This window comes from Algoriphagus aurantiacus, assembly GCF_035156405.1.
GTDB classification, from domain to species: Bacteria; Bacteroidota; Bacteroidia; order Cytophagales; family Cyclobacteriaceae; genus Algoriphagus; species Algoriphagus aurantiacus.
Genome location: NZ_JAXRUT010000008.1, coordinates 44,048 through 70,378, shown reverse-complemented (window position 1 = coordinate 70,378; position 26,331 = coordinate 44,048). Strand labels below are relative to the sequence as shown.

Below are 26,331 nucleotides of genomic sequence, written 5' to 3'. Positions count from 1 at the left end.
ACCAATCCTTTTTCATTCGTTTTAAATATGAATCAATTGTCAGTTAAAAAGTTAAGGATCAGAGGATATTCTTTTGCAGGTCAGATTATTTTTTTTCTTGTTTTTGCAATTGCGTGCAAGTCTGCAAAGATTCCAGACCAGGGACAATCAGAAAATCCCATAATTGAAATTCCTGCAGAAGAGAAGCTGGTTGATAGTGCCGCTTTGGTAGCAGACACTTCTCGGGAAGAAAAAGCTGATGAAACCTATGATTATAATCCTTCTGCAAAGAAAGATTTCGACATTTTGCATACAGACTTGGACTTGTCTTTTGAGTATCAACGACAAGCAGTAATTGGAAAGGCCGAGTTAACGATCAAACCATTTTTCTATCCCACTCGAGAACTGGTCCTCGATGCCCAAGATTTTGAATTTGACGAAATATTTTTCATTCAAGCCGGAAAACGGGAAACCACTACCTATAACTACGATGAAGAGAAAATCCATATTTACCTGCCGAGAGAATTAACAAGAGCTGACACTTTTCGGATAGTTTTCGATTATATAGCGTTTCCCGAGCGTAATGGAGGAGGTGGAAGCGAGGCTATTACTGATACGAAAGGTCTTTATTTTATTGATCCGCTGGATACGATACCAGACAAACCGACAATGATCTGGACACAAGGGGAGACTGCACATAATTCCAAGTGGTTCCCAACCATAGATTCCCCAAATAATAAATTCACCCAGCTTATTAAACTGACTGTATCCGACACCTTAGTGACCATAGGGAATGGGGAATTAGTGAAGCAAGAGGTTTTAAGTGATGGAATGAGGAAGGATTATTGGGAAATGAAGCTCCCTCATTCTGCTTATTTAGCTGCTTTTGCCGTTGGCGATTTTGGGAAAGTAGAGGCTAACTGGGAGGATGTTCCCTTAGGTTACTATGTGGAAAAAGGCTACGAAGAAGGAGCCAAAAAAGTGTTTAAGAATACGCCTGAGATGATTGGTTTCTTCTCCGATTTACTTGGTGTGAGATATCCTTGGCCAAAATATGATCAGATCGTAGTGCGGGACTTTGTGTCTGGAGCAATGGAAAATACGACTGCATCTATTTTTATGGAGGAATTGCGGCTTACCGAACGTGAAGCAATTGATTCCGAGTGGGATTACATTATTGCCCATGAGCTTTTTCATCAGTGGTTTGGAGACTATGTGACTGCCGAATCCTGGGCAAATCTCACGTTGAATGAAGGCTTTGCAAATTACAGTGAGTTCTTGTGGAATGAGTACAAATACGGATCAGATGAAGCTAAGCTGAAGCTTATAGCAGAGATGGAAAATTACTTTATGGAAGCAGAAACAAAGCAGGTTGATTTGATTCGTTTCGATTATGAAGATGCTGAAGATATGTTTGATTCACATAGCTATTCCAAAGGAGGAGCTATACTTCACATGCTCCGGGAATACTTAGGAACGGAAGCATTTTATGCCAGCCTAAAGGTTTATCTAGAAGAGCATGCATTTGATAATGTGGAAGTGAATGATCTTCGTATAGCTTTTGAAAAAGTTAGCGGGGAAGACTTGAATTGGTTTTTTGATCAATGGTTTCTTGATAAAGGACATCCTGAGCTTAATTTTGATGTTGACTATTCAGATCCAAAAAGCATCATTATATCCGTTTCTCAGGAGCAGGATTTGACAACAAAGCCGCTTTATCAGCTTCCCTTAGAAGTGAGCTGGTACGAAGAGAAGGAAAGAAAAAGTAAGCGATTCATGATCACTGAGGCTTTTCAGCAAGTTTCTGTGGAGAGTGAAAATCCAATTAATCTGATATTAATTGATGAGCAGAAAAATCTGCTTGCTGAGAAGTCCATTGAGATGGATGCAAATCAAATGCGTCAACAATTCAGGGTTTCAAAATTTGGAATAGCAAGATATGAAGCATTGGATAGTCTGGCAGCTTGGGAGGCTGTGACTGAATTAGAATCAATTCTCCCCGAGGCTTTGGATGATGAGTTTTGGTCTATAAGAGAATCAGCATTGTCTATCCTCCAAGGGTACCCGGAATGGCTAGAAGATACCCCAGAATTAGCTCGTAAAATTGCCAACCTAGCTGAGAATGATCCAAGAAATTCTGTGAGAGCAGGTGCAATTGATGTGCTTTCGGCTTTTTCTCCTGATGATTATTATTCTACTTTTCTGGAATTAGCTAAGGGCTCGTCTTATCTCGTCGCTGGATCTGCCTTGATGGGCTTGGTGAGCATGGAATCCCAAAAGGTCGATTCCTTGTTGATAGAGAGTTATGCTAGTGAAAATAACTTCCGCATGGTGATTCCAGTGGCAGATTATTATATAACTAAGGCTGTTGCTGGCAAAGGAGATTGGTTTCTAAATCAAGCAAATACCATTTCAGGGGAAGGCTTGTACTATTTCTTTGGTTATCTGAGTGAATATTTCAGCCGCTTCCCGGAAGAAGGCGAAGAGGATGTAATCGATTTTTTATTGGCTAAAATGGGAAATGATAAGAGAAGCTATATTCGTTTGGGAGCTTTCCAGGGACTGCTAGGGTTTTCTGACGATCCAGAGATTTTGAAGAAAATTAGTGAGGTTGCTGCCCACGAAATGGATAGTAACCTGATTATGTACTACCAGAATTTTCTTGAAGCGATGAAAGGCGAAAATTAATCCGTTGATTTATAAATGTTTGGAAATAAAAACAGCAAAATCTCATCAAATATGAAATGCATGTTTTGAATCTTTAATAAAAGCCTATAATTTTGCCATCCGTTACGATAGAAAAGCCTGAGAAAAAGGCTAGAATTGAAGCGGAATTTGGGGGAATACCAAAGCGGCCAACTGGGACGGACTGTAAATCCGTTGACTTAAGTCTTCACAGGTTCGAATCCTGTTTCCCCCACACCATTGCCAGAATGCAAAATTTTTTTTCTAATTTTGCAGGGCGAAAAAAAATCTGGATAAGACCAGGTTTAAATGGAAGTAGCTCTCCAAGGCATTATTGAAAGATAGATTGCCTAGAGGTAGAGCGGCAGAGATGATTTCATCTCGAAAGATTACAAGCGGGAGTAGCTCAGTTGGTAGAGCGGCAGCCTTCCAAGCTGCAGGTCGCGGGTTCGAGCCTCGTCTCCCGCTCTTTGTTTCCCTAAGAACTCTTAGGGGAGCATAAGAGTCTAAGCCGACGTAGCTCAGGGGTAGAGTACTTCCTTGGTAAGGAAGGGGTCAGGGGTTCAAATCCCCTCGTTGGCTCATTTCGATTATAATAAGAGAAAAAAATTAAATATATCTTTAAACTTAAACTGAGGATTTTCACGCATGGCAAAAGCACAATTCGACCGTTCCAAGCCGCACGTTAATATCGGTACGATTGGTCACGTAGATCATGGAAAGACCACTTTGACTGCTGCCATCACTACCGTTCTGGCTAGTAAGGGTCTATCTGAATTAAGAGACTTTTCTTCTATCGATAACGCACCGGAAGAAAAAGAAAGAGGTATTACCATTAACACCTCTCACGTAGAATATCAAACTGAAAAAAGACATTACGCTCACGTAGATTGTCCAGGTCACGCTGATTACGTTAAGAACATGGTAACGGGTGCTGCCCAAATGGATGGCGCTATTTTAGTAGTTGCTGCTACTGATGGACCAATGCCTCAAACTAGAGAGCATATCCTTCTGGCTCGCCAGGTAGGTGTTCCTCAACTAGTAGTGTTTATGAATAAAGTAGATATGGTTGATGATCCTGAGCTTCTTGAGCTTGTGGAAATGGAAATCAGAGAACTACTTTCTTTCTATGAATTCGACGGAGACAATATCCCAGTAATCGCTGGTTCTGCACTTGGTGCATTGAACGGTGAAGAAAAGTGGGTTAATACTGTAATGGAATTGATGGACGCTGTTGATTCTTACATTCCTCTTCCAGAAAGAGCTATTGATAAAGACTTCTTGATGCCTGTAGAAGATGTGTTCTCGATCACTGGTCGTGGTACTGTAGCTACTGGTAGAATCGAAAGAGGTGTTGTAAACTCTGGAGAAGCGGTTGACATTATCGGTATGGGTGCTGAAGGCCTTAAGTCTACAGTAACTGGTGTTGAGATGTTCCGTAAGATCCTTGACAGAGGAGAAGCAGGTGATAACGTAGGTCTATTGCTAAGAGGTATTGAAAAGTCACAAATCAAACGTGGTATGATTATCTGTAAGCCAGGATCTGTGAAGCCTCACTCTAACTTCAACGCTGAGGTTTACGTTCTTTCAAAAGAAGAAGGTGGACGTCACACTCCATTCTTTAACAAGTACCGTCCACAGTTCTACCTTAGAACTACAGATGTAACTGGCGAGATCAAACTTCCAGAGAACGTTGAAATGGTAATGCCAGGTGATAACGTGACTATCGAGGTAACTTTGCTTAACGCGGTTGCTCTTGAGAAAGGTCTTCGTTTTGCGATCCGTGAGGGTGGTAGAACAGTAGGAGCTGGTCAGGTTACTGAAATCCTTGACTAATTCATCAATCACTGATTGACTATTTATACAATGCGATCTCAAATTATTTTGGGATCGCATTTGTTTCTTTAGTAATCAATACCTAATTTTGCGTTCCCATTAGCGGGACGTTCATTTACACGGGCATAGTTCAACGGCAGAATAGCGGTCTCCAAAACCGTTGATGGGAGTTCGAATCTCTCTGCCCGTGCCAGTAAGTTAAGTACACTATGAATCTAAAAAACTTTGTCCTGGAGTCATATGATGAAATGAAGAATAAGGTCACCTGGCCAAAATTCTCTTTTCTTCAAAATAGTGCAGTATTGGTGTTAGTCGCCTCTCTGATCTTTGCCCTATTTATAGGTGTGGTGGATCTAGGGTTCGAGAACATTATGACATGGTTTTATGATTTATTCTAATTGAATTGACATTACAGAATGGCTGAACATAAATGGTACGTACTCAGAGTAGTAGCGGGACAGGAAAAAAAAACTAAAACCTATCTGGATAATGAAATTTCCAGGCAGAAAATAGGCGATTTTATTCCCGAAGTCTTAATACCCTCTGAGAAAGTATATGAGATGCGTAACGGTAAAAAGCGTGTTAGAGAAAGAAACTTCTTTCCTGGCTACGTTTTAGTTAATGCGGATCTCTCCAATGGTGAGGCCAATCACGTAATTACGAGTATTCCGGGAGTAATCGGTTTCTTAGGATCTAACTCAGGTGGGGCTTCCAAAACCCCTGAGCCACTTCGTCAGTCAGAAATCAACCGTATTTTAGGTAAGGTTGAAGAGATTGATGAGTTCGCAGAGAAGCTGGATACACCATTTATAGTCGGAGAGACTGTCAAAGTAATGGACGGTCCTTTCAGTGGATTTACCGGAACAATAGAGGAGATATTTGAGGAGAAGAAAAAACTTAATGTTATGGTTAAGATCTTCGGCCGAAATACTCCTGTCGAATTAAACTTTATACAAGTAGAAAAACAAGACTAAGCAATGGCTAAGGAAATCACTGGTTATTTAAAACTACAAGTGAAAGGTGGCCAGGCAAACCCGTCGCCTCCAGTAGGTCCGGCTCTTGGTTCCAAGGGTCTGAACATCATGGAGTTTTGTAAGCAGTACAATGCACGTACCCAAGATAAAATGGGTCAAGTGCTTCCTGTATTGATTACAATCTACTCAGACAAGTCTTTTGACTTCGTAGTAAAAACTCCTCCAGCGGCAAATATGTTGCTTGAGGCTGCGAAAATTAAAAGCGGATCTGCTGAACCTAACCGTAAGAAGGTAGGATCAGTAACCTGGGATCAGGTTAAGGAAATAGCGGAGGTAAAAATGCCTGACCTTAATGCTTTCAAAGTTGAGTCTGCTATGAAAATGGTAGCTGGTACAGCAAGAAGCATGGGAATCACAGTATCTGGTAAAGCCCCTTGGGAAGTATAAATAAAAAACAATGGCTAAGTTAACAAAAAAGCAAAAAGAAGCTCTTTCTAAATACGACCCAAGCCAAGTGTACTCCCTGGAGGCAGCTTCTACTATCGTGAAGGATATTACTATGACGAAGTTTGATGCTTCCGTAGATCTTGACATCCGTTTGGGTGTAGATCCACGTAAAGCTGATCAAATGGTAAGAGGCGTTGTTGCGCTTCCTCATGGTACAGGCAAAGACATCAAAGTATTGGTGCTTTGTACTCCTGACAAAGTAGCAGAAGCGACCGAAGCAGGTGCAGATTACGCAGGCTTGGACGACTATATAGCAAAAATCGAAGGCGGATGGACTGACATTGATGTCATCATCACTATGCCTAACGTAATGGCGAAAGTAGGTAGATTGGGTAGAGTATTAGGACCAAGAGGTCTTATGCCAAATCCTAAATCAGGAACTGTTACTCTGGATGTAGCTAAGGCAGTAAGAGAAGTAAAAGCGGGTAAAATCGATTTCAAAGTAGATAAATTTGGAATTATTCACGCGGGTATCGGTAAGGCATCCTTCACTGCAGCGCAGATTGAAGAGAATGTGAAAGAACTTATCCTTACTATTTCTAAGCTGAAGCCTTCTTCATCTAAGGGAACATATTTCAAGAGTATTCATTTATCCAGTACAATGTCTCCTGGGATTGCAGTGGACAAGGGTAGCATTCAAGGAATTTAATCATGACTAGAGACGAAAAGAAAGTAATAATCGACGGTCTTACTGAGAAATTTAAAGAAAACCCTTTCTTCTACATCACTGATGCTTCAGGTTTTTCTGTTGCACAAGTGAATGCATTCAGAAGAGCTTGTTATGAAAAAGGAGTGGAGTACAAAGTGTACAAAAACACCTTGATCAGCAAAGCACTGGAAAATTTAGATGCCGACTTTACGGAGTTGTCAGATAATGCATTGAAAGGATTCTCTGGAATTATTTTCTCAAAAGAGACGAGTAATCTTCCGGCAAACGTATTGCTGGATTTTAGAAAAAAAATAGGTAAAAAAGCAACTAAGCCAGCATTTAAAGGAGCTTCCATCGATGCAGATATCTTCATCGGAGAAGAGAACCTAGAAATGTTATCTAAGTTGAAGTCAAAGGAGGAGTTGCTAGGCGATCTAATCAGCTTGCTACAATCTCCAGCGATGAATCTTATCTCAGCATTGCAAAGTGGCCAGAACAACATTACTGGTGTGCTTAAGACGCTTGCTGATAGAGAAGAAAAATAAGTTAAAAAAAATAATTCAAACAAATATTAAATTTCAAATACAATGGCAGATCTTACGCAACTTGCAGATCAGTTGGTAAACTTGACTGTAAAAGAGGTTAAAGAATTGACAGATATCCTTAAGGATCAGTATGGCATCGAGCCAGCTGCTGCAGGCGCAGTAGTTGTTTCAGGTGGTGCTGGTGCTGGTGAAGCTGCAGCTGAAGAAGAGAAAACGACTTTTGACGTGATCTTGAAAGCTGCTGGTGGATCAAAACTGGCAGTTGTTAAGCTTGTAAAAGAATTGACAGGTCTTGGTCTTAAAGAGGCTAAAGAACTAGTTGACTCTGCTCCTAAAGCATTGAAAGAAGGTGTAGCTAAAGACGAAGCTGAAGGCTTGAAGAAGTCTTTGGAAGAAGCTGGTGCTGAAGTAGAGATCAAATAATTTGCTGAACCGCAACTATTAGGTTGGGGTTCACACCTAAGACCTGACTATTTTAGTCAGGTCTTTTCCTGTTTATGCACAGGTTTAAAATTGCATTATTCTCATCGGAAATACGATTATTCCGATATCAAAAATTTCACCATAAACATACACTACCTTGGCTATCAAGAATCAAACCGAAAGGAAAAGTTTCTCCTCCATTAAGGTGGTCAAAAGCTATCCGGATTTTCTCGATATTCAGTTGCAGTCTTTCAAAGACTTTTTCCAACTGGATACTCCTGCAGAAAAGCGCCGGGCAGACGGTTTATTTAAAGTATTCGCAGAAAACTTCCCAATCAGTGATTCCAGAGAGAATTTTACTCTTGAGTTTATTGATTATGCAGTAGATCCCCCGAAATATTCTGTGGGCGAATGCATTGACCGTGGCTTGACCTACTCTGTACCGTTGAAGGCAAAGTTGAGATTACTTTGCCATGACGAGGATAATGAAGATTTCGAAACGATTGAGCAAGAAGTATTCTTAGGTAATCTTCCATACATGACCGAGAAAGGGTCATTTGTAATTAATGGTGCTGAAAGAGTTATTGTTTCACAACTTCATCGTTCTCCAGGTGTGTTCTTTGCCCAGAGCAAACACACGAATGGGACGAAACTTTACTCTGCCAGAATTATCCCTTTCAAAGGATCGTGGATTGAATTTGCTACTGATATTAATAATGTCATGTATGCTTATATCGATCGTAAGAAGAAGTTCCCTGTGACCACATTGCTAAGATCAATTGGGTATGGCTCTGATAAAGATATCCTGGACTTGTTCGGTCTATCTGAGGAAGTCAATGCCACTAAGACAGCGATGAAGAAAGTAGCTGGGCGTAAGCTAGCTGCAAGGGTTCTGAGAACTTGGGTAGAAGATTTCGTAGATGAAGATACAGGTGAAGTAGTTTCCATCGACCGAAATGAGGTATTGCTAGAGCGTGATACCGTTCTTTCAGACGAAGACATTGAAATGATCTTGGATTCAGGCTCGAAAAGCATCATTCTTCATAGAGAAGATGTGAACGTGGCTGATTACTCTATCATCTATAATACATTACAAAAAGATAGTTCTAACTCTGAAAAAGAGGCAGTAGAGGTTATCTATCGTCAGTTAAGAAATACGGAAGCTCCTGATGAGTCAACAGCTCGTGAGGTAATTCATAGTTTATTCTTCTCTGACAAGCGTTATGATCTAGGTGAAGTTGGTCGTTATAGAATCAACAAAAAACTAGGTCTTGACATCGATTCTGAGAAAATCGTCCTTACTAAGGAAGATATTATCAACATCGTAAAATACCTGATCGGGCTTATTAACTCTAAGGCTGTGGTCGATGATATTGATCACTTGAGCAATAGAAGAGTAAGAACGGTAGGCGAACAGCTATATAGCCAGTTCGGTGTTGGTTTGGCCAGAATGGCAAGAACGATCCGTGAGCGAATGAACGTTCGTGACAATGAAGACTTTAAACCAGTCGATTTGATCAACGCACGTACGCTTTCTTCTGTGATCAATTCCTTCTTTGGTACAAACCAGCTTTCTCAGTTTATGGATCAAACCAATCCGTTGGCGGAGTTGACTCACAAGAGAAGACTTTCAGCTTTGGGTCCAGGGGGTCTATCTAGAGAAAGAGCAGGATTTGAGGTTCGAGATGTTCACTATACGCACTACGGTCGTCTTTGTACTATCGAAACTCCAGAAGGTCCAAACATTGGTTTGATTTCTTCTCTTTGTGTTCATGCTAAAGTGAACTCAATGGGCTTCCTTGAGACTCCTTACCGTAAGGTAAAAGAGGGTAAAGTAAGCATGAAAGCTGAGGATATTTTGTTCTTGACTGCTGAAGAAGAAGATAATCATAACATTGCTCAGGCAAATGCTCCTTTGGACGAGTCTGGCAAGTTTATCAATGAAAAAGTAAAAGCAAGATTCGAAGGTGACTTCCCAGTGTTGGAGCCTTCTGAAATCAGCTATATGGACGTTGCTCCTAATCAGATTGTATCCGTTGCAGCATCTTTGATTCCATTCTTGGAGCATGATGATGCCAACCGTGCATTGATGGGATCCAACATGCAGCGTCAGGCAGTTCCTTTGTTGAAAGCTGAAGCTCCTATTGTGGGTACCGGTTTGGAAGCAAAAGCTGCTGTTGATTCTAGATCATTGATCATTGCGGAAGCAAATGGTTTAGTTGATTATGTGGATGCTAGGAAAATTGTCATCAAGTACGACCTTACTGATGATGAGCTCATGGTTAACTTCACTGATGAATACAAATCTTATGACTTGATCAAGTTTAGAAGAACTAACCAAGATACTACAATCAACCTTACTCCTTTGGTGCTGAAAGGCCAAAAAGTGAAAAAAGGTCAGGTATTGGTAGAAGGTTACTCTACTAATAACGGTGAGCTCGCTCTAGGTAAAAACTTGAAGGTGGCTTACATGCCTTGGCAAGGATACAACTTTGAGGATGCTATCGTAATCTCTGAGCGTGTAGTAAGAGAAGATATCTTTACTTCTATTCACGTAGAGGAATTCCAATTGGAAGTTCGTGATACGAAGAGAGGTGAAGAAGAATTGACTTCTGAAATCCCTAACGTCTCTGAAGAAGCAGTAAAAAATCTTGATGAGCATGGTATCATCGCTATTGGAGCTGAAGTAAAAGAAGGCGATATCATCATCGGTAAGATCACTCCAAAAGGAGAAACTGATCCGACTCCTGAAGAGAAATTGCTTAGAGCAATCTTCGGTGATAAAGCAGGTGATGTGAAAGATGCTTCCTTGAAAGCTTCTCCTTCATTGAATGGTGTAGTGATCGAGACGAAGCTATTTGCAAGACCTAAGAAGGACAAAGACGTAAGAGCTAAGTCTAAAGCTGAAGTTGAAAAACTTAAGGGAAGATATTCTAAGGATCTTTTGGGCATCAGAGCCCGAATGATCAATAAGATGGTAACTATCCTTGATGGCAAAACTTCTCAGGGCGTTAAGCATAAATTTGGTGATGAGATCATCACGAAAGGCCAGAAGTTCAATGCGAAAAACATTGAAAACAACCTTTTCCCTGCTAAGAATCCTTACAGAGATGAGAGTAATTACAATGTACCTGAAGAGGCTAATCTAATCTCAGATATAGTTCTTGACGACTGGACAAATGATCCTCACATCAATGGGCTAATCGTTCATCTTGTGAAAAACTATACGAACTCAAGAAATGAGATCAGTGGTACTTTCAAGAGAGAAAGATTTACTCTTGAAGTAGGGGATGAACTTCCTGCTGGTATCGTTCAACTTGCAAAAGTGTACATCGCTAAGAAGCGTAAGCTGAAAGTTGGTGATAAGATGGCAGGTCGTCACGGTAACAAAGGGATTGTAGCAAGAATCGTAAGAGACGAAGATATGCCATTCCTAGAGGATGGAACTCCAATGGATATCGTATTGAATCCACTAGGTGTACCTTCTCGAATGAACATCGGACAGATCTTCGAAACTGTATTGGCTTGGGCTGGACAGAAGCTGGATAAGAAGTATGCTACTCCAATATTTGACGGTGCTTCTATGGAAGAAGTGTCTCACGAATTGGAATTGGCAGGCTTACCGGCTTATGGACGTACCTACCTATACGATGGTTTATCAGGTGTGAAATTCGATCAGCCAATTACAGTAGGTATTGCATACATGCTGAAACTTGGTCACTTGGTAGATGATAAGATGCACGCACGTTCAATCGGACCATACTCATTGATTACGCAGCAGCCATTGGGTGGTAAAGCCCAGTTTGGTGGTCAGCGTTTTGGAGAGATGGAAGTTTGGGCACTTGAAGCATTCGGTGCATCTCACGTACTGCAGGAAATCCTGACAGTGAAGTCTGATGACGTAATTGGTAGAGCAAAAGCTTATGAAGCGATTGTGAAAGGTGAAAACCTTCCTAAACCTAATATTCCTGAATCATTCAATGTATTGGTTCATGAGTTGAGAGGTTTGGCTCTTGAAATTACCCTAGATTAATAAAGCGAATGGGCTCGCAAGAGCCCTTTACATATCTTTCAAAAAACTATGGCGTTCAGAAAAAATAAAAAACTTAACAATGATTTTTCCAGAGTCACCATCAGTTTGGCTTCCCCAGAATCTATTCTGGATAGCTCAAACGGTGAGGTGACCCAGCCAGAGACCATCAATTATAGAACTTACAAGCCTGAAATGGGCGGGTTGTTCTGTGAGCGAATCTTTGGTCCGGTAAAAGACTGGGAGTGTCATTGTGGAAAGTACAAGCGCATCAGGTATAAAGGTATTATCTGTGACCGCTGCGGTGTAGAGGTTACAGAGAAGAAAGTAAGAAGAGAGAGAATGGGCCACATCGAGCTGGTAGTACCGGTTGCGCACATTTGGTATTTCAAATCTCTTCCTAATAAAATCGGTTACCTTCTTGGTCTTCCAACTAAGAAACTTGACCAGATTGTCTATTATGAGCGTTATGCGGTTGTTCAGGCAGGTATCAAAGCAGAAGAGGGAGTTCAATACCTGGACTTCTTGACAGAAGATGAATACTTGGATATCATGGACAAGCTTCCTAAGGAAAACCATATGCTTGACGATGAGGATCCAAATAAATTCATCGCCAAAATGGGTGCTGAAGCGTTGGAGATGTTATTGGCAAGAATTGATTTGGATGACCTTTCTTACTCACTTCGTCACCAGGCGGCCACTGATACTTCTCAGCAGAGAAAAGCAGAGGCACTGAAAAGACTGAAAGTAGTAGAAGCATTCCGTGATGCTAGAACCAGAATCGAAAACCGCCCTGAGTGGATGGTCGTTCGTATGGTTCCGGTTATTCCACCTGAATTGCGTCCTTTGGTTCCTTTGGATGGTGGTCGTTTTGCGACTTCCGATCTCAATGACCTATATAGAAGAGTGATTATCAGAAATAACCGTCTAAAGAGATTGATCGATATCAAAGCTCCAGAAGTTATTTTGAGAAACGAAAAGAGAATGCTTCAGGAAGCTGTCGATTCTCTATTTGATAACTCTAGAAAAGTAAATGCGGTAAGATCCGATGGAAACCGTGCATTGAAATCCCTTTCTGATATGTTGAAAGGGAAGCAAGGCCGATTCCGTCAAAACTTGCTCGGTAAGCGTGTGGATTACTCCGGTCGTTCTGTGATTGTAGTAGGTCCAGAATTGAAGCTTCACGAGTGTGGTCTTCCTAAAAATATGGCAGCTGAGCTTTTCAAACCTTTTATCATCAGGAAACTGATCGAAAGAGGTATTGTGAAGACAGTAAAGTCTGCTAAGAAAATCGTGGATCGTAAAGATCCTGTGGTTTGGGATATCTTGGAAAATGTACTGAAAGGACACCCTGTGCTCCTTAACCGTGCTCCAACACTTCACAGACTTGGTATTCAAGCTTTCCAGCCAAAACTAATTGAAGGAAAAGCTATCCAGCTTCACCCATTGGTATGTACTGCATTTAACGCCGATTTCGACGGTGATCAGATGGCAGTTCACGTACCTCTTGGTCATGAGGCAATTTTGGAAGCTTCTACCTTGATGCTTTCTTCGCACAACATTCTTAACCCTGCTAACGGAGCTCCGATTACTGTACCTTCTCAGGATATGGTGTTGGGTCTATACTATGTGACCAAGGGCAAGAAATCTACTCCTGAAGAGATAGTTGCTGGTGAAGGCATGACGTTCTATAGTGTTGAAGAAGTGATCATCGCTATGAATGAGGAGCAAATCTCCAAGCACGCGAATATCAAGTGTAAGGTTCAATTAAGAACTGAAGACGGTGGTTACAAGGATGAGATCATTGAGACCGTTGCCGGTCGTTTGATTTTCAACCAATTTGTGCCAAAAGAAGTAGGTTTTGTAAATGAGCTTTTGACTAAAAAGAAACTGCAGCAAATCATCGCTAAGGTGGTAAAAGTATGTGGAATGGCACGTACAGCTACATTCTTGGATGACATCAAGCACCTAGGATTCCAAATGGCCTACAAAGGTGGTTTGTCTATGGGGCTGAATGATGTAATTATTCCGGAAGAAAAAGAACCAATGATCGCTAAAGCGAAAGATGAGGTAGATGAGGTTTGGAATAACTATAGAATGGGTCTGATCACAGACAACGAGCGTTATAACCAAGTAATTGATATCTGGACTCGTACCAACTCTCATTTGACTAATAATCTGATGAAGCAGATGGAAGAGGATAAGCAAGGATTCAATGCTATCTACATGATGATGCACTCCGGAGCCCGTGGTTCTAGAGAACAAATTCGTCAATTGGGTGGTATGAGAGGCTTGATGGCTAAACCACAGAAAAACCTTCAAGGCTCTGTTGGTGAGATCATCGAAAATCCAATCCTTTCTAACTTCAAAGAAGGTCTAGATGTATTGGAGTACTTTATCTCTACCCACGGTGCACGTAAAGGTCTTGCCGATACTGCATTGAAGACTGCTGATGCTGGTTACCTAACCAGACGTCTAGTAGATGTGGCTCAGGATATGATCGTAACTGAAGACGATTGTGGCAGCTTAAGAGGACTTCTTGTACAACCATTGAGAGACAATGACGAGATTGTTGAACCTCTTTCTGAAAGAGTTCTTGGACGTGTTTCTGTTCACGATATTTTCCATCCTACTACGGATGAGCTAATCGTAGAATCAGGTCTTCAGATTAACGATGAAGTAGCTAAGTTGATCGACGAAGCCGGAATCGACGAAGTTGAGATCAGATCTGTATTGACTTGTGAGACACGCAGAGGTGTTTGTGGTAAATGTTACGGAAGAAACCTTACAACTGGCCACATGGTACAGGAAGGTGAATCTGTAGGTGTTATTGCTGCACAGTCTATCGGTGAGCCAGGTACTCAGCTTACCCTAAGAACATTCCACGTAGGTGGTACAGCATCAAACATGGCTGTTGAAGCTAGTGTGATTGCTAAGTTTGACGGAGTAGTTGAATTTGACGACGAATTACGATTGATCGAGACTACTAACAAAGATGGCGAGCATATAACAGTTGTCATGGGTAGATCTGGTGAAATCAAGATCAATGACCTTAAGACAGGTAAGACTCTAGTGTCTAACCACGCTCCTTATGGTGCTATTATTAATGTGAAAGAAGGTGAGAAAATCACCAAGGGTCAGACTCTTTGTAAGTGGGATCCATATAACGCAGTTATTCTTTCTGAATTCGACGGTAAAATTGAATTCGAAGCTATAGTAGAAGGCGTTACTTATAAGGAAGTCTCTGATGATCAGACTGGTTTCCGTGAAAAAGTAATCATCGATACGAAAGATAGAACTAAGAACCCTGCGATTATTGTAAACTACGGTGAGGAATCAAAAGGATACAATATTCCAGTTGGTGCTCACCTAGCCATTGAAGCAGGTGACAAAGTTAGATCTGGTCAGATTTTGGTAAAAATCCCAAGATCTGTAGGTAAGACAAGAGATATTACTGGTGGTCTACCACGAGTTACTGAGCTATTCGAAGCAAGAAACCCATCCAATCCGGCTGTAGTTTCTGAGATCGATGGTGTAGTAACATACGGAGGTATCAAGAGAGGTAACAGAGAGATCATCATCGAATCTAAAGATGGTGTGATCAAAAAGTATATGGTATCCCTTTCTAAGCATATCCTGGTTCAGGAGAATGACTTTATCAGAGCTGGTGAGCCACTTTCTGATGGAGCGATCACTCCAAATGACATCTTGTCTATCAAAGGCCCAACTGCTGTTCAAGAGTACTTGGTAAATGAAATTCAGGAAGTATACCGACTTCAGGGTGTAAAAATCAACGATAAGCACATCGAGGTGATTGTAAGCCAGATGATGCAGAAAGTTGAAATCCTTGATGCGGGTGACACTGGGTTCCTACAAAACCAAGTGGTGGATAAGTGGGCTTTCAGAGAAGAGAATGACAATATTCTTGACCGTAAGGTGGTCATGGATGCAGGTGATTCTTCTACGTTGAAGCCAGGAATGATTCTCTCAGCAAGAAGATTGCGAGATGAGAATTCTAGCTTGAAGCGCAAAGATCTTAAGTTGGTACAAGTACGTGATGCAGAAACTGCTGTTTCTAAACCAACACTACAAGGTATCACTGCAGCATCTTTGGGTACTGAGTCATTTATCTCGGCGGCTTCCTTTCAGGAGACTACTAAGGTGCTTTCAGAAGCAGCCATTAGAGGTAAGCGAGATGAGTTGAAAGGTCTGAAAGAAAACGTAATCGTTGGTCACTTGATTCCTGCCGGTACTGGTCAGCGGAGATTGCAGCCTGTTATCGTCGGTTCTCAAGAAGAGTATGACAAGCTTTCAGAAAACATGGAGCGAAGTGCTAAAAGATCTAGCGAAGCAATCCTGTAATTTTCTAATAAATTAATTCAAAAGGCCTGTTTCACAACAGGCCTTTTTTAATCTATATAAATCATGCAAGACGACAACGGACCAAAAAAAGGCGATCAACAGATCAATGTGGAGCTTTCAGAAGAAGTGGCTGAAGGTGTTTATTCCAATTTGGCGATGATCGCGCATTCTAATTCAGAATTTGTGATTGACTTCATTCGCTTGATGCCAGGGGTGCCAAAGGCGAAAGTGAAGTCTAGGATTATTGTGACTCCAGACCATGCCAAGCGATTGCTTTCTGCACTCAAAGATAATATAGAGAAATACGAAGCAGCCTTTGGCAAAATCAATCAGTCAGGAGGAGCACCTCAGTTTCCGATTAGTTTCGGAACACCGGGAGAAGCCTAATAAAAATATAACTGCTTAGCTTTGTTACTCTTATTAGTTTGTTTACCTTTGCAGTCCAAAATTTAACAGTTTACGGGAAAACTAAATTTTATCAGTTAATGCCTACTATTCAACAGTTAGTACGAAAAGGTAGAACTACACTGGAGACGAAATCAAAATCAAGAGCTTTGGATGCATGTCCACAGCGAAGAGGAGTTTGTACCAGAGTATACACTACAACCCCTAAGAAGCCAAACTCTGCAATGAGAAAAGTGGCGAGGGTGAGATTGACAAACGGAAAAGAAGTGAATGCTTACATTCCTGGAGAAGGTCACAATTTACAAGAGCACTCGATCGTCTTGATCAGAGGTGGTCGTGTGAAAGATCTACCAGGTGTGAGATATCACATCATCCGAGGTGCACTAGATACCGCAGGAGTAAAAGACCGTAAGCAGGGTCGCTCTAAGTATGGTGCTAAAAGACCGAAGGCAGGCAAAGGTGCTGCAGCTCCGGCGAAGAAAAAATAATAATAACATTTAGAAAAAATGAGAAAAGCGAAACCAAAGAAGAGATATATTCTTCCTGATCCAAAGTTCAATGATACCCTAGTGACTAGGTTTGTGAACAATCTAATGGTAGATGGGAAGAAGAGTATTGCTTACAGAATTTTCTACGATGCAGTAGAAAAGGTAGAATCCAAAGTAGGTGAGAATGGTCTTGAAGTTTGGAAAAAAGCGCTAAACAATATTTCTCCATCCGTAGAGGTGAAGAGTCGTAGAGTTGGTGGTGCTACATTCCAGGTTCCAATGGAAGTCAGACCTGACAGAAAGATTGCCTTAGGAATGAAATGGATGATCAGCTATGCCAGAAGAAGAGGAGAGAAAACAATGATGGACAGACTTGCCGGCGAAATTATCGCTGCTTCCAAAGGCGAAGGCGCCGGTGTGAAGAAGAAAGATGATACGCACAGAATGGCAGAAGCCAACAAAGCATTCTCTCACTTTAGATTTTAATCAATATGGCTAAAAGAGATTTAACACTTACCAGAAATATTGGTATTGCCGCGCACATTGATGCAGGTAAAACAACTACGACAGAGCGAATACTTTTTTATTCAGGCGTATCTCACAAAATAGGTGAGGTTCACGACGGAGCAGCTACCATGGACTGGATGGCTCAGGAGCAGGAAAGAGGTATTACTATTACTTCCGCTGCGACTACCGTTTTTTGGAATTACAGAGAGAAAAAATACCAGATCAACATCATCGATACTCCCGGTCACGTTGATTTTACTGTAGAGGTAAACAGATCACTTCGTGTTCTCGATGGATTGGTGTTTTTGTTCAGTGCTGTAGATGGCGTGGAGCCACAGTCAGAGACCAATTGGAGACTTGCGGATAACTATAAAGTTGCCCGTATTGGCTTCGTAAATAAAATGGACCGTGCCGGTGCAAACTTCTTGGAGGTTTGTAAGCAGGTTAAGGAGATGCTAGGCAGCCACGCTGTTCCGTTGCAACTTCCTATTGGTGCAGAAGATAGATTCCGTGGAGTTGTTGATTTGATCAACAACAGAGCTATCGTATGGAATGAGGATGACTTCGGAATGACTTTCGAAGAAGTTCCGATTCCTGAAGATATGCTTGAGGAAGTAGCTGAGTACAGAGAGTATTTGCTGGAGGCAGTTGCGGATTATGACGAGTCTTTAATGGAGAAATTCTTTGATGATTCTGATTCTATCACAGAGCAGGAAATCCTTACAGCTTTGAGAAAAGCTGTGATTGACATGAAGATCGTACCAATGGTATGTGGATCTTCATTCAAGAACAAAGGTGTTCAGACTATGCTTGATCTAGTAATGGAATTGCTTCCTTCTCCAATGGACAAGGACGATATCATTGCTCATGATATAGACGACGAGGAAGTAGATGTAAGAATCTCTCCTGACGAGACTGAGCCGTTTGCAGGTCTTGCATTCAAAATCGCAACTGATCCATTTGTAGGTCGCCTTTGTTTCGTAAGAGCTTATTCAGGAATCTTGAATTCCGGTTCTTATGTATTCAATAGCCGCTCTGGAAATAAAGAGCGTATCTCAAGAGTTTTCCAAATGCATGCTAACAAGCAAAACCAAATTGACAGCTTAAGAGCTGGAGATATTGGTGCAGTGGTAGGCTTTAAGGATATCAAGACTGGAGATACACTTTGCGACGAAAAGCGTAAGGTAGTATTGGAATCAATGGTATTCCCTGAGCCAGTAATTGGTTATGCTATCGAGCCTAAGACTCAAGCTGACGTTGATAAGCTAGGTATGGCAATTGCCAAACTGGTAGAAGAAGATCCTACACTTGTAGTAAATACTGATCACGAAACTGGTCAGACTATTTTGAGAGGTATGGGTGAGCTTCACTTGGATATCATCATCGATCGTATGAAGAGAGAGTTCAAGGTTGAAATCAACCAAGGTGCTCCTCAGGTAGCTTACAAAGAAGCTTTATTTGGTTCTATTGAACACAAAGAGGTTTACAAGAAGCAAACAGGTGGAAAGGGTAAATTTGCGGATATTTCATTCGAACTTGGCCCTAAGGATCCAGATCCTGAAACAGGTGAGATCAAGCCAGGACTTGACTTTGTGAACGCTATTGTAGGTGGTGTGATTCCTAAGGAATTCATTCCTTCTATTCAGAAGGGTTTTGCTGAATCAATGAAAAACGGTCCATTGGCTGGATATCCTATTGAGTCAATGAAAGTTAGATTGTACCATGGTTCATTCCACGACGTCGATTCAGATGCCCTTTCTTTCGAATTGGCAGCTAGACTTGGTTTCAAAGAAGCTGCTAAAAGATGTAAGCCTCAGTTACTTGAGCCTATCATGGCAGTAGATGTAGTTTCTCCTGATGAGTACACTGGACCAATCACCGGTGACTTGAACAGAAGAAGAGGTTTGATGAAAGGAATGGATACCAAAGGTACTTCTTCTGTAATCAAAGCTTCAGTACCATTGTCTGAGTTGTTTGGTTACATTACTGACCTTAGAACGATTACGTCTGGTAGAGCTACAGCTTCATTGACATTCTCTCACTATGAGTCAGTGCCTAACAACATTGCCGAAGGTGTAATTGCTACAGTAAAAGGTCAGAAGGACTAAATAATATTTGCGATGAATCAGAAAATCAGAATAAAACTAAAATCATACGATCACAGCCTGGTGGATAAGTCATCAGAGAAGATTGTAAAGGCAGTGAAAGCCACTGGCGCAGTAGTAGTAGGCCCAATTCCATTGCCTACTAAGAAGGAGAAATTCACTGTGTTGAAGTCTCCACACGTAAGTAAAAAAGCCAGAGATCAGTACCAGCTTTGTACATACAAGAGATTGGTTGATATCTATTCTAACTCTTCCAAAACTGTGGATGCTTTGATGAAAATCGAACTTCCAAGTGGAGTAGATGTAGAAATCAAAGTTTGATCGGTCTGGATTAATATACATAAAGCCTGCTTTTCGAAGCAGGCTTTTTTTTATAAAATGCTCTGTGAGTGAACAGACAGCTATAAATGCCTGATTCACAACAGAAATATTTTGTAATTCATTTAAAATTTAGGATTTCGGATTTGTTGCAGAATTTAATTTCAGTAACTTTGCAGTCCTTTAAAAGGAGCCCCAGCAGATAAATGCTTGTGGGTTATTATATTATCTTATAAAAGATGTCTGGTATAATAGGTAGAAAAGTAGGAATGACTAGCATTTTCAGTGCCGATGGACGTAACGTCGCATGCACGCTAATAGAAGCTGGTCCTTGTGTAGTTACGCAAGTAAAAAACGTTGAAACAGACGGGTACAACGCCGTGCAGTTGGCTTATGGTGAGCGTAAAGAGAAAAATACGCCAAAACCATTGATCGGTCATTTTAAAAAGGCTGGTACAACACCAAAGCACAAAGTTGTTGAGTTCAGAGAATTCCGGGTCGAGTTTGAAGGCCAGGTAAATCTAGGAGCTACTGTGAAGGCTGGTGAAGTATTTATCGAAGGTGACTTCGTAGATGCTATCGGAACTTCAAAAGGTAAAGGATTCCAGGGTGTAGTAAAACGTCATGGTTTTGCTGGTGTGGGTGGACAAACTCACGGTCAGCATAACAGAGGCAGGCACCCAGGTTCAATTGGTGCATGTTCTTGGCCATCCAGAGTTTTCAAAGGAATGAGAATGGCTGGTAGAATGGGCGGAGACAGAGTAAAGGTAGTCAACCTTCGAGTGTTGAAAATCTACGCTGACAAAAACCTACTATTGGTTTCTGGTTCTGTACCTGGTCCTAAAAATTCTTTCGTTATTCTAGAGAAGTAAGCCATGGAATTAGCAGTAATTAATCAAAAAGGAGAAGACACAGGTAGAAAAATCAGCTTGTCTGATGAGATCTTCGCAATCGAACCTAACGATCACGCGATCTACCTTGATGTAAAGCAGTACTTGGCTAACCAAAGACAAGGTACGCACAAGTCTAAAGAGAGAAATGAGATAGCTGGCTCTACTCGTAAGATCAAAAAGCAAAAGGGCACTGGTAGTGCACGTGCTGGATCTATCAAGTCGCCACTATTCCGAGGAGGAGGAAGAGTATTTGGCCCACAGCCAAGAGACTATTCTTTCAAATTGAATAAAAAGGTAAAACAACTAGCCAGAAAATCTGCACTTACTTATAAAGTGAAAGATAACAGCCTGTCAGTATTGGAAAGCATTTCATTTGACTCTCCAAAAACTAAGAGCTACATGGCATTGCTTAACGGTTTGTCTCTTGGAGATAAGAAGACGTTACTAGTACTTCCTGAGGAGAATATTAACGTATTCCTTTCCAGCAGAAACTTGCCTAAGGCAAAAGTTGTGACTGTAAATGATGTAAATACTTACCAAGTTCTTAATGCTGATCACCTAGTGATCTGTGAAGGTTCTATCAGTAAGTTGGAAACCATTTTATCGAAATAAGACAATGGATATTCTAAAGCAGCCTTTAATTACAGAAAAGATTTCTGCCATGAACGAAAGAGGCGTTTATGGATTCATCGTGGAAAAAACTGCGAAGAAACCGGAAATCAAACATGCTGTAGAAAAAACGTTTGGTGTGAAAGTGGTTTCTATCAGAACCATAAGATATGCTGCAAAGCATAAATCTAGATACACCAAAGCTAAAGTGGTTTCAGGCTTTACCAATGCTTTCAAAAAAGCAATCGTGCAAGTAGCCGATGGTGAAGTTATTGATTTTTACGGAGAAATTTAATTGAATCTATATCATGGCAATTAAAAAGTTGAAGCCTGTAACTCCAGGGACAAGATTCAGAGTAGCTCCAGCATTTGACGAGATTACTAAGTCAAAGCCGGAAAAATCTCTTCTTGCTCCTATCAAGAAGTCAGGTGGACGAAACAATGAAGGCAAAATGACTGTCCGCAATATTGGCGGTGGTCATAAGAGAAGACTACGTCTTGTAGACTTCAAAAGAAACAAGTTCGGTGTACCAGCAGTAGTGAAAGCTATTGAGTATGATCCAAACAGAACGGCACGTCTCGCCCTACTATATTATGCAGATGGTGCTAAGGCCTACATTATCGCCCCGGAAGGTTTGTCAGTAGGACAGACAGTGATTTCCGGTGAGCAAGTTGCTCCAGAAGTGGGCAACGCGATGCCAGTGGTTAATATTCCAATGGGTACAATTGTACACTGCTTGGAATTGAAGCCAGGTAAAGGTGCCGCAATGGTAAGAAGTGCTGGAGGTTATGCGCAGATCGTAGCCCGTGATGGGAAGTACGTGACTGTAAAACTTCCATCTGGTGAGATGAGACTTATACTAAATACGTGCATGGCAACTATCGGAACTGTTTCCAATGGTGATCACATGAACGTAGTATTGGGTAAAGCCGGTCGTAAAAGATGGCTTGGATCAAGACCTCGTGTAAGAGGTGTTGCGATGAACCCAGTAGATCACCCAATGGGTGGTGGTGAAGGTCGTTCTTCTGGAGGACACCCTAGATCTAGAAAAGGTCTATTGTCTAAAGGCAAGAAAACAAGATCTCCTAAGAAGTATTCAAACAAGTTCATCGTAAGCAAAAGATCTAAATAATTATGGCACGTTCATTAAAAAAAGGTCCTTATATCGAGCACCATCTTGTAAAGAAAGTGGATGCTCAGAACGAATCAGGAAAGAAATCGGTAATCAAGACTTGGTCAAGAAAATCAATGATTTCTCCGGATTTCGTAGGACATACCTTCGCTGTGCATAATGGGAATAAATTCATTCCGGTATTTGTAACAGACAACATGGTAGGTCATAAGCTAGGTGAATTTGCTCCTACCAGAAATTTCAGAGGCCACATTGCCAAAAAAGATAAAGGAAAGAGATAATCATGGAAGCATTAGCAAAATTAAATAATGTCCCTACATCTCCGCGTAAGATGCGCCTTGTGGCTGACCTTGTCAGAGGCAAGAGAGTAGGATTGGCACTTAGCATATTGAAATTTACTCCTAACCATGGAGCAATTCGACTTGAGAAGTTGTTGCTTTCCGCTGTAGCCAACTGGCAAGCGAAAAATCCTGACGCCAAACTGGAAGAGGCTGACCTTTTCATCAAAACTGTAATGGTAGATGAAGGTAGAATGCTTAAGAGATTAAGACCAGCTCCTCAAGGTAGAGGTCACAGAATCCGCAAGAGATCAAATCATGTAACCCTAGTAGTTGATTCTTTCAACGATCAGGCAGTTACCGCTGATGTAGTAGAAACAAACGAAAAGGCAAATTAAGAACAGACTATGGGACAAAAGATCAACCCAATAGGATTTAGACTTGGTGTAGTCAAAGGCTGGGATTCCAACTGGTATGGTGGGAAAGACTTCGCTGAAAAACTATACGAAGATCAAAAGATCCGTAAGTACGTCCTTGCCAGAATTCCTAAGGGAGGTATTTCTAAAGTGATTATCGAGCGTACGCTCAAGAGAATCACTCTTACGATACATACTGCCCGACCAGGTGTTGTAATTGGTAAAGGTGGAGCCGAAGTAGATAAACTGAAAGAAGAACTTAAGAATATCACCAATAAGGATATTCAGATTAATATCTTCGAGATCAAGCGTCCTGAATTGGATGCGAAATTGGTAGGTGAATCAATCGCTCAGCAGCTTCAGGCAAGAATTTCTTTCAGAAGAGCTATGAAGCAAGCTATTGCAGCATCCATGAGAGTGGGAGCGGAAGGAATTAAAGTTAAACTTTCTGGACGTCTAGGCGGAGCCGAAATGGCCCGTTCTGAAATGTACAAAGAAGGAAGAATTCCTCTTCACACCTTGAGAGCAGATATTGATTACGCGCTTTCCGAAGCCCTTACGGTTTATGGATTGATCGGGATCAAAGTTTGGATCTTCAAAGGTGAAGTGTACGGTAAAAGAGACCTTTCTCCTAATCAAGGAGCAGCTAATGAGCCAAAAGGCGCTCGTAATGCTGGCCCTAAGAGAAATGATGGTCCAAGACGAAGAAAAAGAAATAACTAATTTTCACCCATAAGTGAGAACTCATGTTACAGCCAAAAAGAACTAAATATAGGAAAATGCAAAAGGGCCGTGTCAAAGGCATTGCACAAAGAGGGCATACGCTTTCTTTTGGCAACTTTGGCATCAAGTCCCTTGAGCCAGGATGGATCACATCCCGTCAGATCGAGGCAGCTCGTATCGCAATGACGAGAGCAATGAAAAGAGAAGGACAGGTTTGGATCAGAATTTTCCCTGACAAGCCTATCACTAAAAAGCCCGCTGAGGTTCGTATGGGTAAAGGTAAAGGTGCTCCAGAATATTGGGTGGCCGTTATCAAACCAGGTACGATCCTTTTCGAAGCTACAGGCGTTAGCCTGGAGACAGCTCAGGAGGCGTTGAGACTTGCACAGCAAAAGCTACCTGTAAGTACCAGATTTGTTGTTCGTAGAGATTACGCTGAATTATAAGCACTATGAAAAATACTGAAATCAATTCACTTTCAAACAGTGAAATCGCCGAGCGACTTGTCGCTGAGCAGGAGAATCTAACCAAACTTAGGTTTGCGCACTCGATATCTCCTATAGAGAATCCTAACAGAATCCGCGAGACCAAGCGCTTTATCGCAAGATTAAAGACTGCATTGGCTGCCAAATAACTAGCTAACAAAAAGAATATGGCTACGATAGAGAGAAATCTTCGAAAAGAAAGAGTTGGTAAGGTGGTAAGTAACAAGATGGACAAGTCCATCACCGTAGCAGTAGAACGTCGCGTAAAGCACGCTATGTACGGTAAGTTTGTTGCCAAAACAACCAAATTTATGGCTCATGACGAGAACAACGAGTGTAACCCAGGTGACCTCGTGAAAATAAGCGAAACTCGTCCGCTGAGTAAGAACAAGCGTTGGAGAGTAGTTGAAATTATTGAAAGGGCTAAGTAATTATGATCCAACAAGAATCAAGACTAAGCGTAGCGGATAACTCTGGTGCCAAAGAGGTACTAGTGATCCGCGTATTGGGAGGAACCAAAAAGCGATATGCTTCCATCGGCGACAAAGTCGTTGTGACAGTAAAATCGGCTTTATCTTCCAGCAGCATGAAAAAAGGTACCGTGTCAAGAGCGGTTATCGTGCGAACTCGTAAAGAAATAAGAAGAAAAGACGGTTCTTATATTCGTTTCGAGGATAACGCAGCTGTGTTATTGAACAACAACGACGAGCCTAGAGGCACGCGTATCTTCGGCCCAGTGGCTCGAGAGTTGCGAGAGAAGCAGTTTATGAAAATCGTTTCATTGGCTCCTGAAGTATTGTAATCATGGAAAGAAAAATGAACAAGCAAACAAAGCTTCATATCAAAACCGGTGACACTGTAAATGTGATCGCAGGTGATGACAAAGGCAAAACTGGAAAAGTACTTTCCGTAGATAAGCTAAAAAATAGAGCAATCGTAGAGGGTCTTAATATGATCACTAAGCACGTGAAGCCTACAGCAGCGAAGCCTCAGGGTGGTATCGACAAGAAAGAAGCTTCTATCCATATTAGTAACCTGAAACTTGTAGATCCTAAAACTGGTGAAGCCACTAGAACAGGTCGCAAAGCTGGTGAAAATGGTAAATTAGTAAGATACTCTAAGAAAACTGGGGAGGTGATCAATGGCTAATCCAAGAATCAAGCAAAAATATGTGGACGAAATCGTCCCTGCTTTAAAAGAGAAATTCCAATACTCTTCAGTAATGCAAGTACCTAAGTTGGAGAAAATTGTTCTTAACAAAGGTATTGGTGCAGCTGTAGCAGACAAGAAATTGGTAGATCAAGGTGTAGAAGAGCTTTCTTTGATCACTGGTCAGAGAGCTGTTTCTACTATTGCAAAGACTTCTGTTTCCAACTTTAAGTTGAGAGAAGGAATGCCTATCGGAGCTAAAGTTACTTTGAGAGGTCAGACAATGTATGAATTCCTTGATCGTCTTATTACTATCGCACTTCCACGTGTTAGAGATTTCAAAGGTATTTCTGATAAAGGTTTTGACGGAAGAGGCAATTACACACTAGGTGTGCAAGAGCAAATCATCTTCCCTGAGATCAGCATCGAGAAAGTCAACAGAATCTCTGGTATGGACATCACTTTTGTGACTTCTGCTAAAACAGATGAAGAGAGTTTAGAATTGTTTAAGGCTTTCGGAATGCCTTTCGTTAAAAAAACTAAAGAAGAATAGTTATGGCAAAAGAGTCAATCAAAGCTCGTGAGAGAAAAAGAGAGCGTCTGGTAGCCAAGTATGCTGATAAAAGAGCCGCGCTGAAAGCAGCAGGTGATTATGAAGCTCTTGATAAATTGCCTAAGAACGCGTCTCCAGTTAGACTTCACAATAGATGTAAATTAACTGGTCGCCCTAAAGGCTATATGAGAAAATTTGGTATCAACAGGGTAACCTTCAGAGAAATGGCCTCAGCAGGCAAAATCCCTGGAGTGACAAAGTCCAGCTGGTAAAATAACG

29 protein-coding genes and 4 tRNA genes are annotated in these 26,331 nt (G+C 41.4%); all 33 read left to right on the top strand.

All coding sequences use genetic code 11. From position 1 onward, the window contains the following. Window positions 1-27: 27 nt before the first annotated feature. The 33 genes from SYJ56_RS10070 (at window position 28) to rpsN (ending at window position 26,324) form a co-directional block, all read left to right on the top strand. Complete coding sequence (locus SYJ56_RS10070) at window positions 28-2,667, top strand: M1 family metallopeptidase (protein ID WP_323833927.1); 2,640 nt, start codon at window positions 28-30, stop codon at window positions 2,665-2,667. A 149-nt stretch (window positions 2,668-2,816) separates the two neighbouring features. Continuing rightward, window positions 2,817-2,899: transfer RNA gene (locus tag SYJ56_RS10065), tRNA-Tyr, on the top strand. Window positions 2,900-3,059: 160 nt separating this feature from the next. Beyond that, window positions 3,060-3,132 (top strand) — tRNA-Gly (locus SYJ56_RS10060). A gap of 42 nt (window positions 3,133-3,174) precedes the next feature. Further along, window positions 3,175-3,246 (top strand) — tRNA-Thr (locus SYJ56_RS10055). 66 nt (window positions 3,247-3,312) lie between these two features. Next, complete coding sequence (gene tuf, locus SYJ56_RS10050) at window positions 3,313-4,500, top strand: elongation factor Tu (protein ID WP_323833925.1); 1,188 nt, start codon at window positions 3,313-3,315, stop codon at window positions 4,498-4,500. A 119-nt stretch (window positions 4,501-4,619) separates the two neighbouring features. Beyond that, window positions 4,620-4,693 (top strand) — tRNA-Trp (locus tag SYJ56_RS10045). A 16-nt stretch (window positions 4,694-4,709) separates the two neighbouring features. Further along, a complete protein-coding gene (secE, locus tag SYJ56_RS10040) occupies window positions 4,710-4,898 on the top strand; it encodes a preprotein translocase subunit SecE (RefSeq protein WP_026966270.1) in 189 nt (62 codons plus the stop codon). Window positions 4,899-4,916: 18 nt separating this feature from the next. Next, a complete protein-coding gene (gene nusG, locus SYJ56_RS10035) occupies window positions 4,917-5,474 on the top strand; it encodes a transcription termination/antitermination protein NusG (RefSeq protein ID WP_323833923.1) in 558 nt (185 codons plus the stop codon). A gap of 3 nt (window positions 5,475-5,477) precedes the next feature. Then, a complete protein-coding gene (rplK, locus tag SYJ56_RS10030; protein WP_091692127.1) occupies window positions 5,478-5,921 on the top strand; it encodes a 50S ribosomal protein L11 in 444 nt (147 codons plus the stop codon). A gap of 10 nt (window positions 5,922-5,931) precedes the next feature. Continuing rightward, window positions 5,932-6,630: a 50S ribosomal protein L1 gene (gene rplA / locus SYJ56_RS10025; RefSeq protein WP_057939467.1), complete on the top strand. Its 699-nt coding sequence runs from the start codon at window positions 5,932-5,934 to the stop codon at window positions 6,628-6,630. A gap of 2 nt (window positions 6,631-6,632) precedes the next feature. Beyond that, window positions 6,633-7,175, top strand: coding sequence for a 50S ribosomal protein L10 (gene rplJ, locus SYJ56_RS10020; protein ID WP_323833921.1), 543 nt, complete (start codon window positions 6,633-6,635; stop codon window positions 7,173-7,175). A gap of 42 nt (window positions 7,176-7,217) precedes the next feature. Then, window positions 7,218-7,598, top strand: a complete 381-nt coding sequence (gene rplL / locus SYJ56_RS10015) for a 50S ribosomal protein L7/L12 (RefSeq protein ID WP_323833919.1) — start codon at window positions 7,218-7,220, stop codon at window positions 7,596-7,598. Window positions 7,599-7,755: 157 nt separating this feature from the next. Further along, window positions 7,756-11,631: a DNA-directed RNA polymerase subunit beta gene (rpoB, locus tag SYJ56_RS10010; protein ID WP_323833917.1), complete on the top strand. Its 3,876-nt coding sequence runs from the start codon at window positions 7,756-7,758 to the stop codon at window positions 11,629-11,631. A gap of 48 nt (window positions 11,632-11,679) precedes the next feature. Further along, window positions 11,680-15,990: a DNA-directed RNA polymerase subunit beta' gene (gene rpoC / locus SYJ56_RS10005; protein WP_323833915.1), complete on the top strand. Its 4,311-nt coding sequence runs from the start codon at window positions 11,680-11,682 to the stop codon at window positions 15,988-15,990. Between the two features lie 63 nt (window positions 15,991-16,053). Next, complete coding sequence (locus tag SYJ56_RS10000) at window positions 16,054-16,377, top strand: DUF3467 domain-containing protein (protein ID WP_323833913.1); 324 nt, start codon at window positions 16,054-16,056, stop codon at window positions 16,375-16,377. Window positions 16,378-16,475: 98 nt separating this feature from the next. Then, window positions 16,476-16,883, top strand: coding sequence for a 30S ribosomal protein S12 (gene rpsL / locus SYJ56_RS09995; RefSeq protein ID WP_092894640.1), 408 nt, complete (start codon window positions 16,476-16,478; stop codon window positions 16,881-16,883). 18 nt (window positions 16,884-16,901) lie between these two features. Next, window positions 16,902-17,369 (top strand): 30S ribosomal protein S7, encoded by a 468-nt coding sequence (rpsG, locus tag SYJ56_RS09990; protein WP_323833911.1) that lies wholly within the window; start codon window positions 16,902-16,904, stop codon window positions 17,367-17,369. Between the two features lie 5 nt (window positions 17,370-17,374). Beyond that, window positions 17,375-19,498 carry an elongation factor G gene (fusA, locus tag SYJ56_RS09985; protein WP_323833909.1) on the top strand — a complete coding sequence of 708 codons (2,124 nt, stop codon included), beginning with the start codon at window positions 17,375-17,377 and terminating at the stop codon, window positions 19,496-19,498. Between the two features lie 12 nt (window positions 19,499-19,510). Continuing rightward, window positions 19,511-19,816: a 30S ribosomal protein S10 gene (gene rpsJ / locus SYJ56_RS09980; RefSeq protein WP_008203035.1), complete on the top strand. Its 306-nt coding sequence runs from the start codon at window positions 19,511-19,513 to the stop codon at window positions 19,814-19,816. 236 nt (window positions 19,817-20,052) lie between these two features. Continuing rightward, window positions 20,053-20,685 (top strand): 50S ribosomal protein L3, encoded by a 633-nt coding sequence (rplC, locus tag SYJ56_RS09975; RefSeq protein WP_323833907.1) that lies wholly within the window; start codon window positions 20,053-20,055, stop codon window positions 20,683-20,685. Between the two features lie 3 nt (window positions 20,686-20,688). Next, complete coding sequence (rplD, locus tag SYJ56_RS09970) at window positions 20,689-21,318, top strand: 50S ribosomal protein L4 (protein WP_323833905.1); 630 nt, start codon at window positions 20,689-20,691, stop codon at window positions 21,316-21,318. 4 nt (window positions 21,319-21,322) lie between these two features. After that, the gene (gene rplW / locus SYJ56_RS09965; protein ID WP_086500264.1) at window positions 21,323-21,610 is read left to right on the top strand and encodes a 50S ribosomal protein L23; all 288 of its coding nucleotides are present in this window, start codon (window positions 21,323-21,325) and stop codon (window positions 21,608-21,610) included. 13 nt (window positions 21,611-21,623) lie between these two features. Next, complete coding sequence (gene rplB / locus SYJ56_RS09960; protein WP_323833903.1) at window positions 21,624-22,448, top strand: 50S ribosomal protein L2; 825 nt, start codon at window positions 21,624-21,626, stop codon at window positions 22,446-22,448. A gap of 2 nt (window positions 22,449-22,450) precedes the next feature. Beyond that, entirely contained in the window at window positions 22,451-22,729 is a 279-nt protein-coding gene (rpsS, locus tag SYJ56_RS09955; RefSeq protein ID WP_057939455.1) for a 30S ribosomal protein S19, read from the top strand. A gap of 2 nt (window positions 22,730-22,731) precedes the next feature. Beyond that, window positions 22,732-23,124 carry a 50S ribosomal protein L22 gene (gene rplV / locus SYJ56_RS09950; protein ID WP_323827118.1) on the top strand — a complete coding sequence of 131 codons (393 nt, stop codon included), beginning with the start codon at window positions 22,732-22,734 and terminating at the stop codon, window positions 23,122-23,124. A 9-nt stretch (window positions 23,125-23,133) separates the two neighbouring features. Then, the gene (gene rpsC, locus SYJ56_RS09945; protein ID WP_086500275.1) at window positions 23,134-23,865 is read left to right on the top strand and encodes a 30S ribosomal protein S3; all 732 of its coding nucleotides are present in this window, start codon (window positions 23,134-23,136) and stop codon (window positions 23,863-23,865) included. A gap of 23 nt (window positions 23,866-23,888) precedes the next feature. Further along, window positions 23,889-24,311 carry a 50S ribosomal protein L16 gene (gene rplP, locus SYJ56_RS09940; protein ID WP_086500277.1) on the top strand — a complete coding sequence of 141 codons (423 nt, stop codon included), beginning with the start codon at window positions 23,889-23,891 and terminating at the stop codon, window positions 24,309-24,311. A gap of 5 nt (window positions 24,312-24,316) precedes the next feature. Further along, window positions 24,317-24,499: a 50S ribosomal protein L29 gene (gene rpmC / locus SYJ56_RS09935; protein ID WP_086500279.1), complete on the top strand. Its 183-nt coding sequence runs from the start codon at window positions 24,317-24,319 to the stop codon at window positions 24,497-24,499. 18 nt (window positions 24,500-24,517) lie between these two features. Further along, window positions 24,518-24,781, top strand: coding sequence for a 30S ribosomal protein S17 (gene rpsQ / locus SYJ56_RS09930; protein WP_323833901.1), 264 nt, complete (start codon window positions 24,518-24,520; stop codon window positions 24,779-24,781). A 2-nt stretch (window positions 24,782-24,783) separates the two neighbouring features. Beyond that, window positions 24,784-25,152, top strand: coding sequence for a 50S ribosomal protein L14 (rplN, locus tag SYJ56_RS09925; protein ID WP_086500285.1), 369 nt, complete (start codon window positions 24,784-24,786; stop codon window positions 25,150-25,152). Between the two features lie 2 nt (window positions 25,153-25,154). Continuing rightward, the gene (gene rplX / locus SYJ56_RS09920; RefSeq protein WP_323833900.1) at window positions 25,155-25,499 is read left to right on the top strand and encodes a 50S ribosomal protein L24; all 345 of its coding nucleotides are present in this window, start codon (window positions 25,155-25,157) and stop codon (window positions 25,497-25,499) included. After that, on the top strand, window positions 25,492-26,052 hold the full coding sequence (gene rplE / locus SYJ56_RS09915) for a 50S ribosomal protein L5 (RefSeq protein WP_086539684.1): 561 nt from the start codon (window positions 25,492-25,494) through the stop codon (window positions 26,050-26,052). Before rplX ends, rplE begins: the two co-directional genes overlap by 8 nt. Window positions 26,053-26,054: 2 nt before the next feature. Continuing rightward, the gene (gene rpsN, locus SYJ56_RS09910; RefSeq protein ID WP_086539683.1) at window positions 26,055-26,324 is read left to right on the top strand and encodes a 30S ribosomal protein S14; all 270 of its coding nucleotides are present in this window, start codon (window positions 26,055-26,057) and stop codon (window positions 26,322-26,324) included. The last annotated feature ends 7 nt before the right edge of the window (window positions 26,325-26,331 follow it).

Excerpts from the sequence above, each read along its gene's own strand:
- rpsJ (WP_008203035.1), top strand. The coding sequence starts at position 19,511 with ATGAATCAGAAAATCAGAATAAAACTAAAATCATACGATCACAGCCTG.
- rplL (WP_323833919.1), top strand. The coding sequence starts at position 7,218 with ATGGCAGATCTTACGCAACTTGCAGATCAGTTGGTAAACTTGACTGTA.
- rplC (WP_323833907.1), top strand. The coding sequence starts at position 20,053 with ATGTCTGGTATAATAGGTAGAAAAGTAGGAATGACTAGCATTTTCAGT.
- rplB (WP_323833903.1), top strand. The coding sequence starts at position 21,624 with ATGGCAATTAAAAAGTTGAAGCCTGTAACTCCAGGGACAAGATTCAGA.
- rpsN (WP_086539683.1), top strand. The coding sequence starts at position 26,055 with ATGGCAAAAGAGTCAATCAAAGCTCGTGAGAGAAAAAGAGAGCGTCTG.
- rpsL (WP_092894640.1), top strand. The coding sequence starts at position 16,476 with ATGCCTACTATTCAACAGTTAGTACGAAAAGGTAGAACTACACTGGAG.
- rpsS (WP_057939455.1), top strand. The coding sequence starts at position 22,451 with ATGGCACGTTCATTAAAAAAAGGTCCTTATATCGAGCACCATCTTGTA.
- rplN (WP_086500285.1), top strand. The coding sequence starts at position 24,784 with ATGATCCAACAAGAATCAAGACTAAGCGTAGCGGATAACTCTGGTGCC.
- nusG (WP_323833923.1), top strand. The coding sequence starts at position 4,917 with ATGGCTGAACATAAATGGTACGTACTCAGAGTAGTAGCGGGACAGGAA.
- rpmC (WP_086500279.1), top strand. The coding sequence starts at position 24,317 with ATGAAAAATACTGAAATCAATTCACTTTCAAACAGTGAAATCGCCGAG.
- rplD (WP_323833905.1), top strand. The coding sequence starts at position 20,689 with ATGGAATTAGCAGTAATTAATCAAAAAGGAGAAGACACAGGTAGAAAA.
- tuf (WP_323833925.1), top strand. The coding sequence starts at position 3,313 with ATGGCAAAAGCACAATTCGACCGTTCCAAGCCGCACGTTAATATCGGT.
- rplP (WP_086500277.1), top strand. The coding sequence starts at position 23,889 with ATGTTACAGCCAAAAAGAACTAAATATAGGAAAATGCAAAAGGGCCGT.
- rplA (WP_057939467.1), top strand. The coding sequence starts at position 5,932 with ATGGCTAAGTTAACAAAAAAGCAAAAAGAAGCTCTTTCTAAATACGAC.
- rplJ (WP_323833921.1), top strand. The coding sequence starts at position 6,633 with ATGACTAGAGACGAAAAGAAAGTAATAATCGACGGTCTTACTGAGAAA.
- rplK (WP_091692127.1), top strand. The coding sequence starts at position 5,478 with ATGGCTAAGGAAATCACTGGTTATTTAAAACTACAAGTGAAAGGTGGC.
- rpoC (WP_323833915.1), top strand. The coding sequence starts at position 11,680 with ATGGCGTTCAGAAAAAATAAAAAACTTAACAATGATTTTTCCAGAGTC.
- fusA (WP_323833909.1), top strand. The coding sequence starts at position 17,375 with ATGGCTAAAAGAGATTTAACACTTACCAGAAATATTGGTATTGCCGCG.
- rplX (WP_323833900.1), top strand. The coding sequence starts at position 25,155 with ATGGAAAGAAAAATGAACAAGCAAACAAAGCTTCATATCAAAACCGGT.
- rpsQ (WP_323833901.1), top strand. The coding sequence starts at position 24,518 with ATGGCTACGATAGAGAGAAATCTTCGAAAAGAAAGAGTTGGTAAGGTG.
- secE (WP_026966270.1), top strand. The coding sequence starts at position 4,710 with ATGAATCTAAAAAACTTTGTCCTGGAGTCATATGATGAAATGAAGAAT.
- rplW (WP_086500264.1), top strand. The coding sequence starts at position 21,323 with ATGGATATTCTAAAGCAGCCTTTAATTACAGAAAAGATTTCTGCCATG.
- SYJ56_RS10070 (WP_323833927.1), top strand. The coding sequence starts at position 28 with ATGAATCAATTGTCAGTTAAAAAGTTAAGGATCAGAGGATATTCTTTT.
- SYJ56_RS10000 (WP_323833913.1), top strand. The coding sequence starts at position 16,054 with ATGCAAGACGACAACGGACCAAAAAAAGGCGATCAACAGATCAATGTG.
- rplV (WP_323827118.1), top strand. The coding sequence starts at position 22,732 with ATGGAAGCATTAGCAAAATTAAATAATGTCCCTACATCTCCGCGTAAG.
- rpsG (WP_323833911.1), top strand. The coding sequence starts at position 16,902 with ATGAGAAAAGCGAAACCAAAGAAGAGATATATTCTTCCTGATCCAAAG.
- rplE (WP_086539684.1), top strand. The coding sequence starts at position 25,492 with ATGGCTAATCCAAGAATCAAGCAAAAATATGTGGACGAAATCGTCCCT.
- rpsC (WP_086500275.1), top strand. The coding sequence starts at position 23,134 with ATGGGACAAAAGATCAACCCAATAGGATTTAGACTTGGTGTAGTCAAA.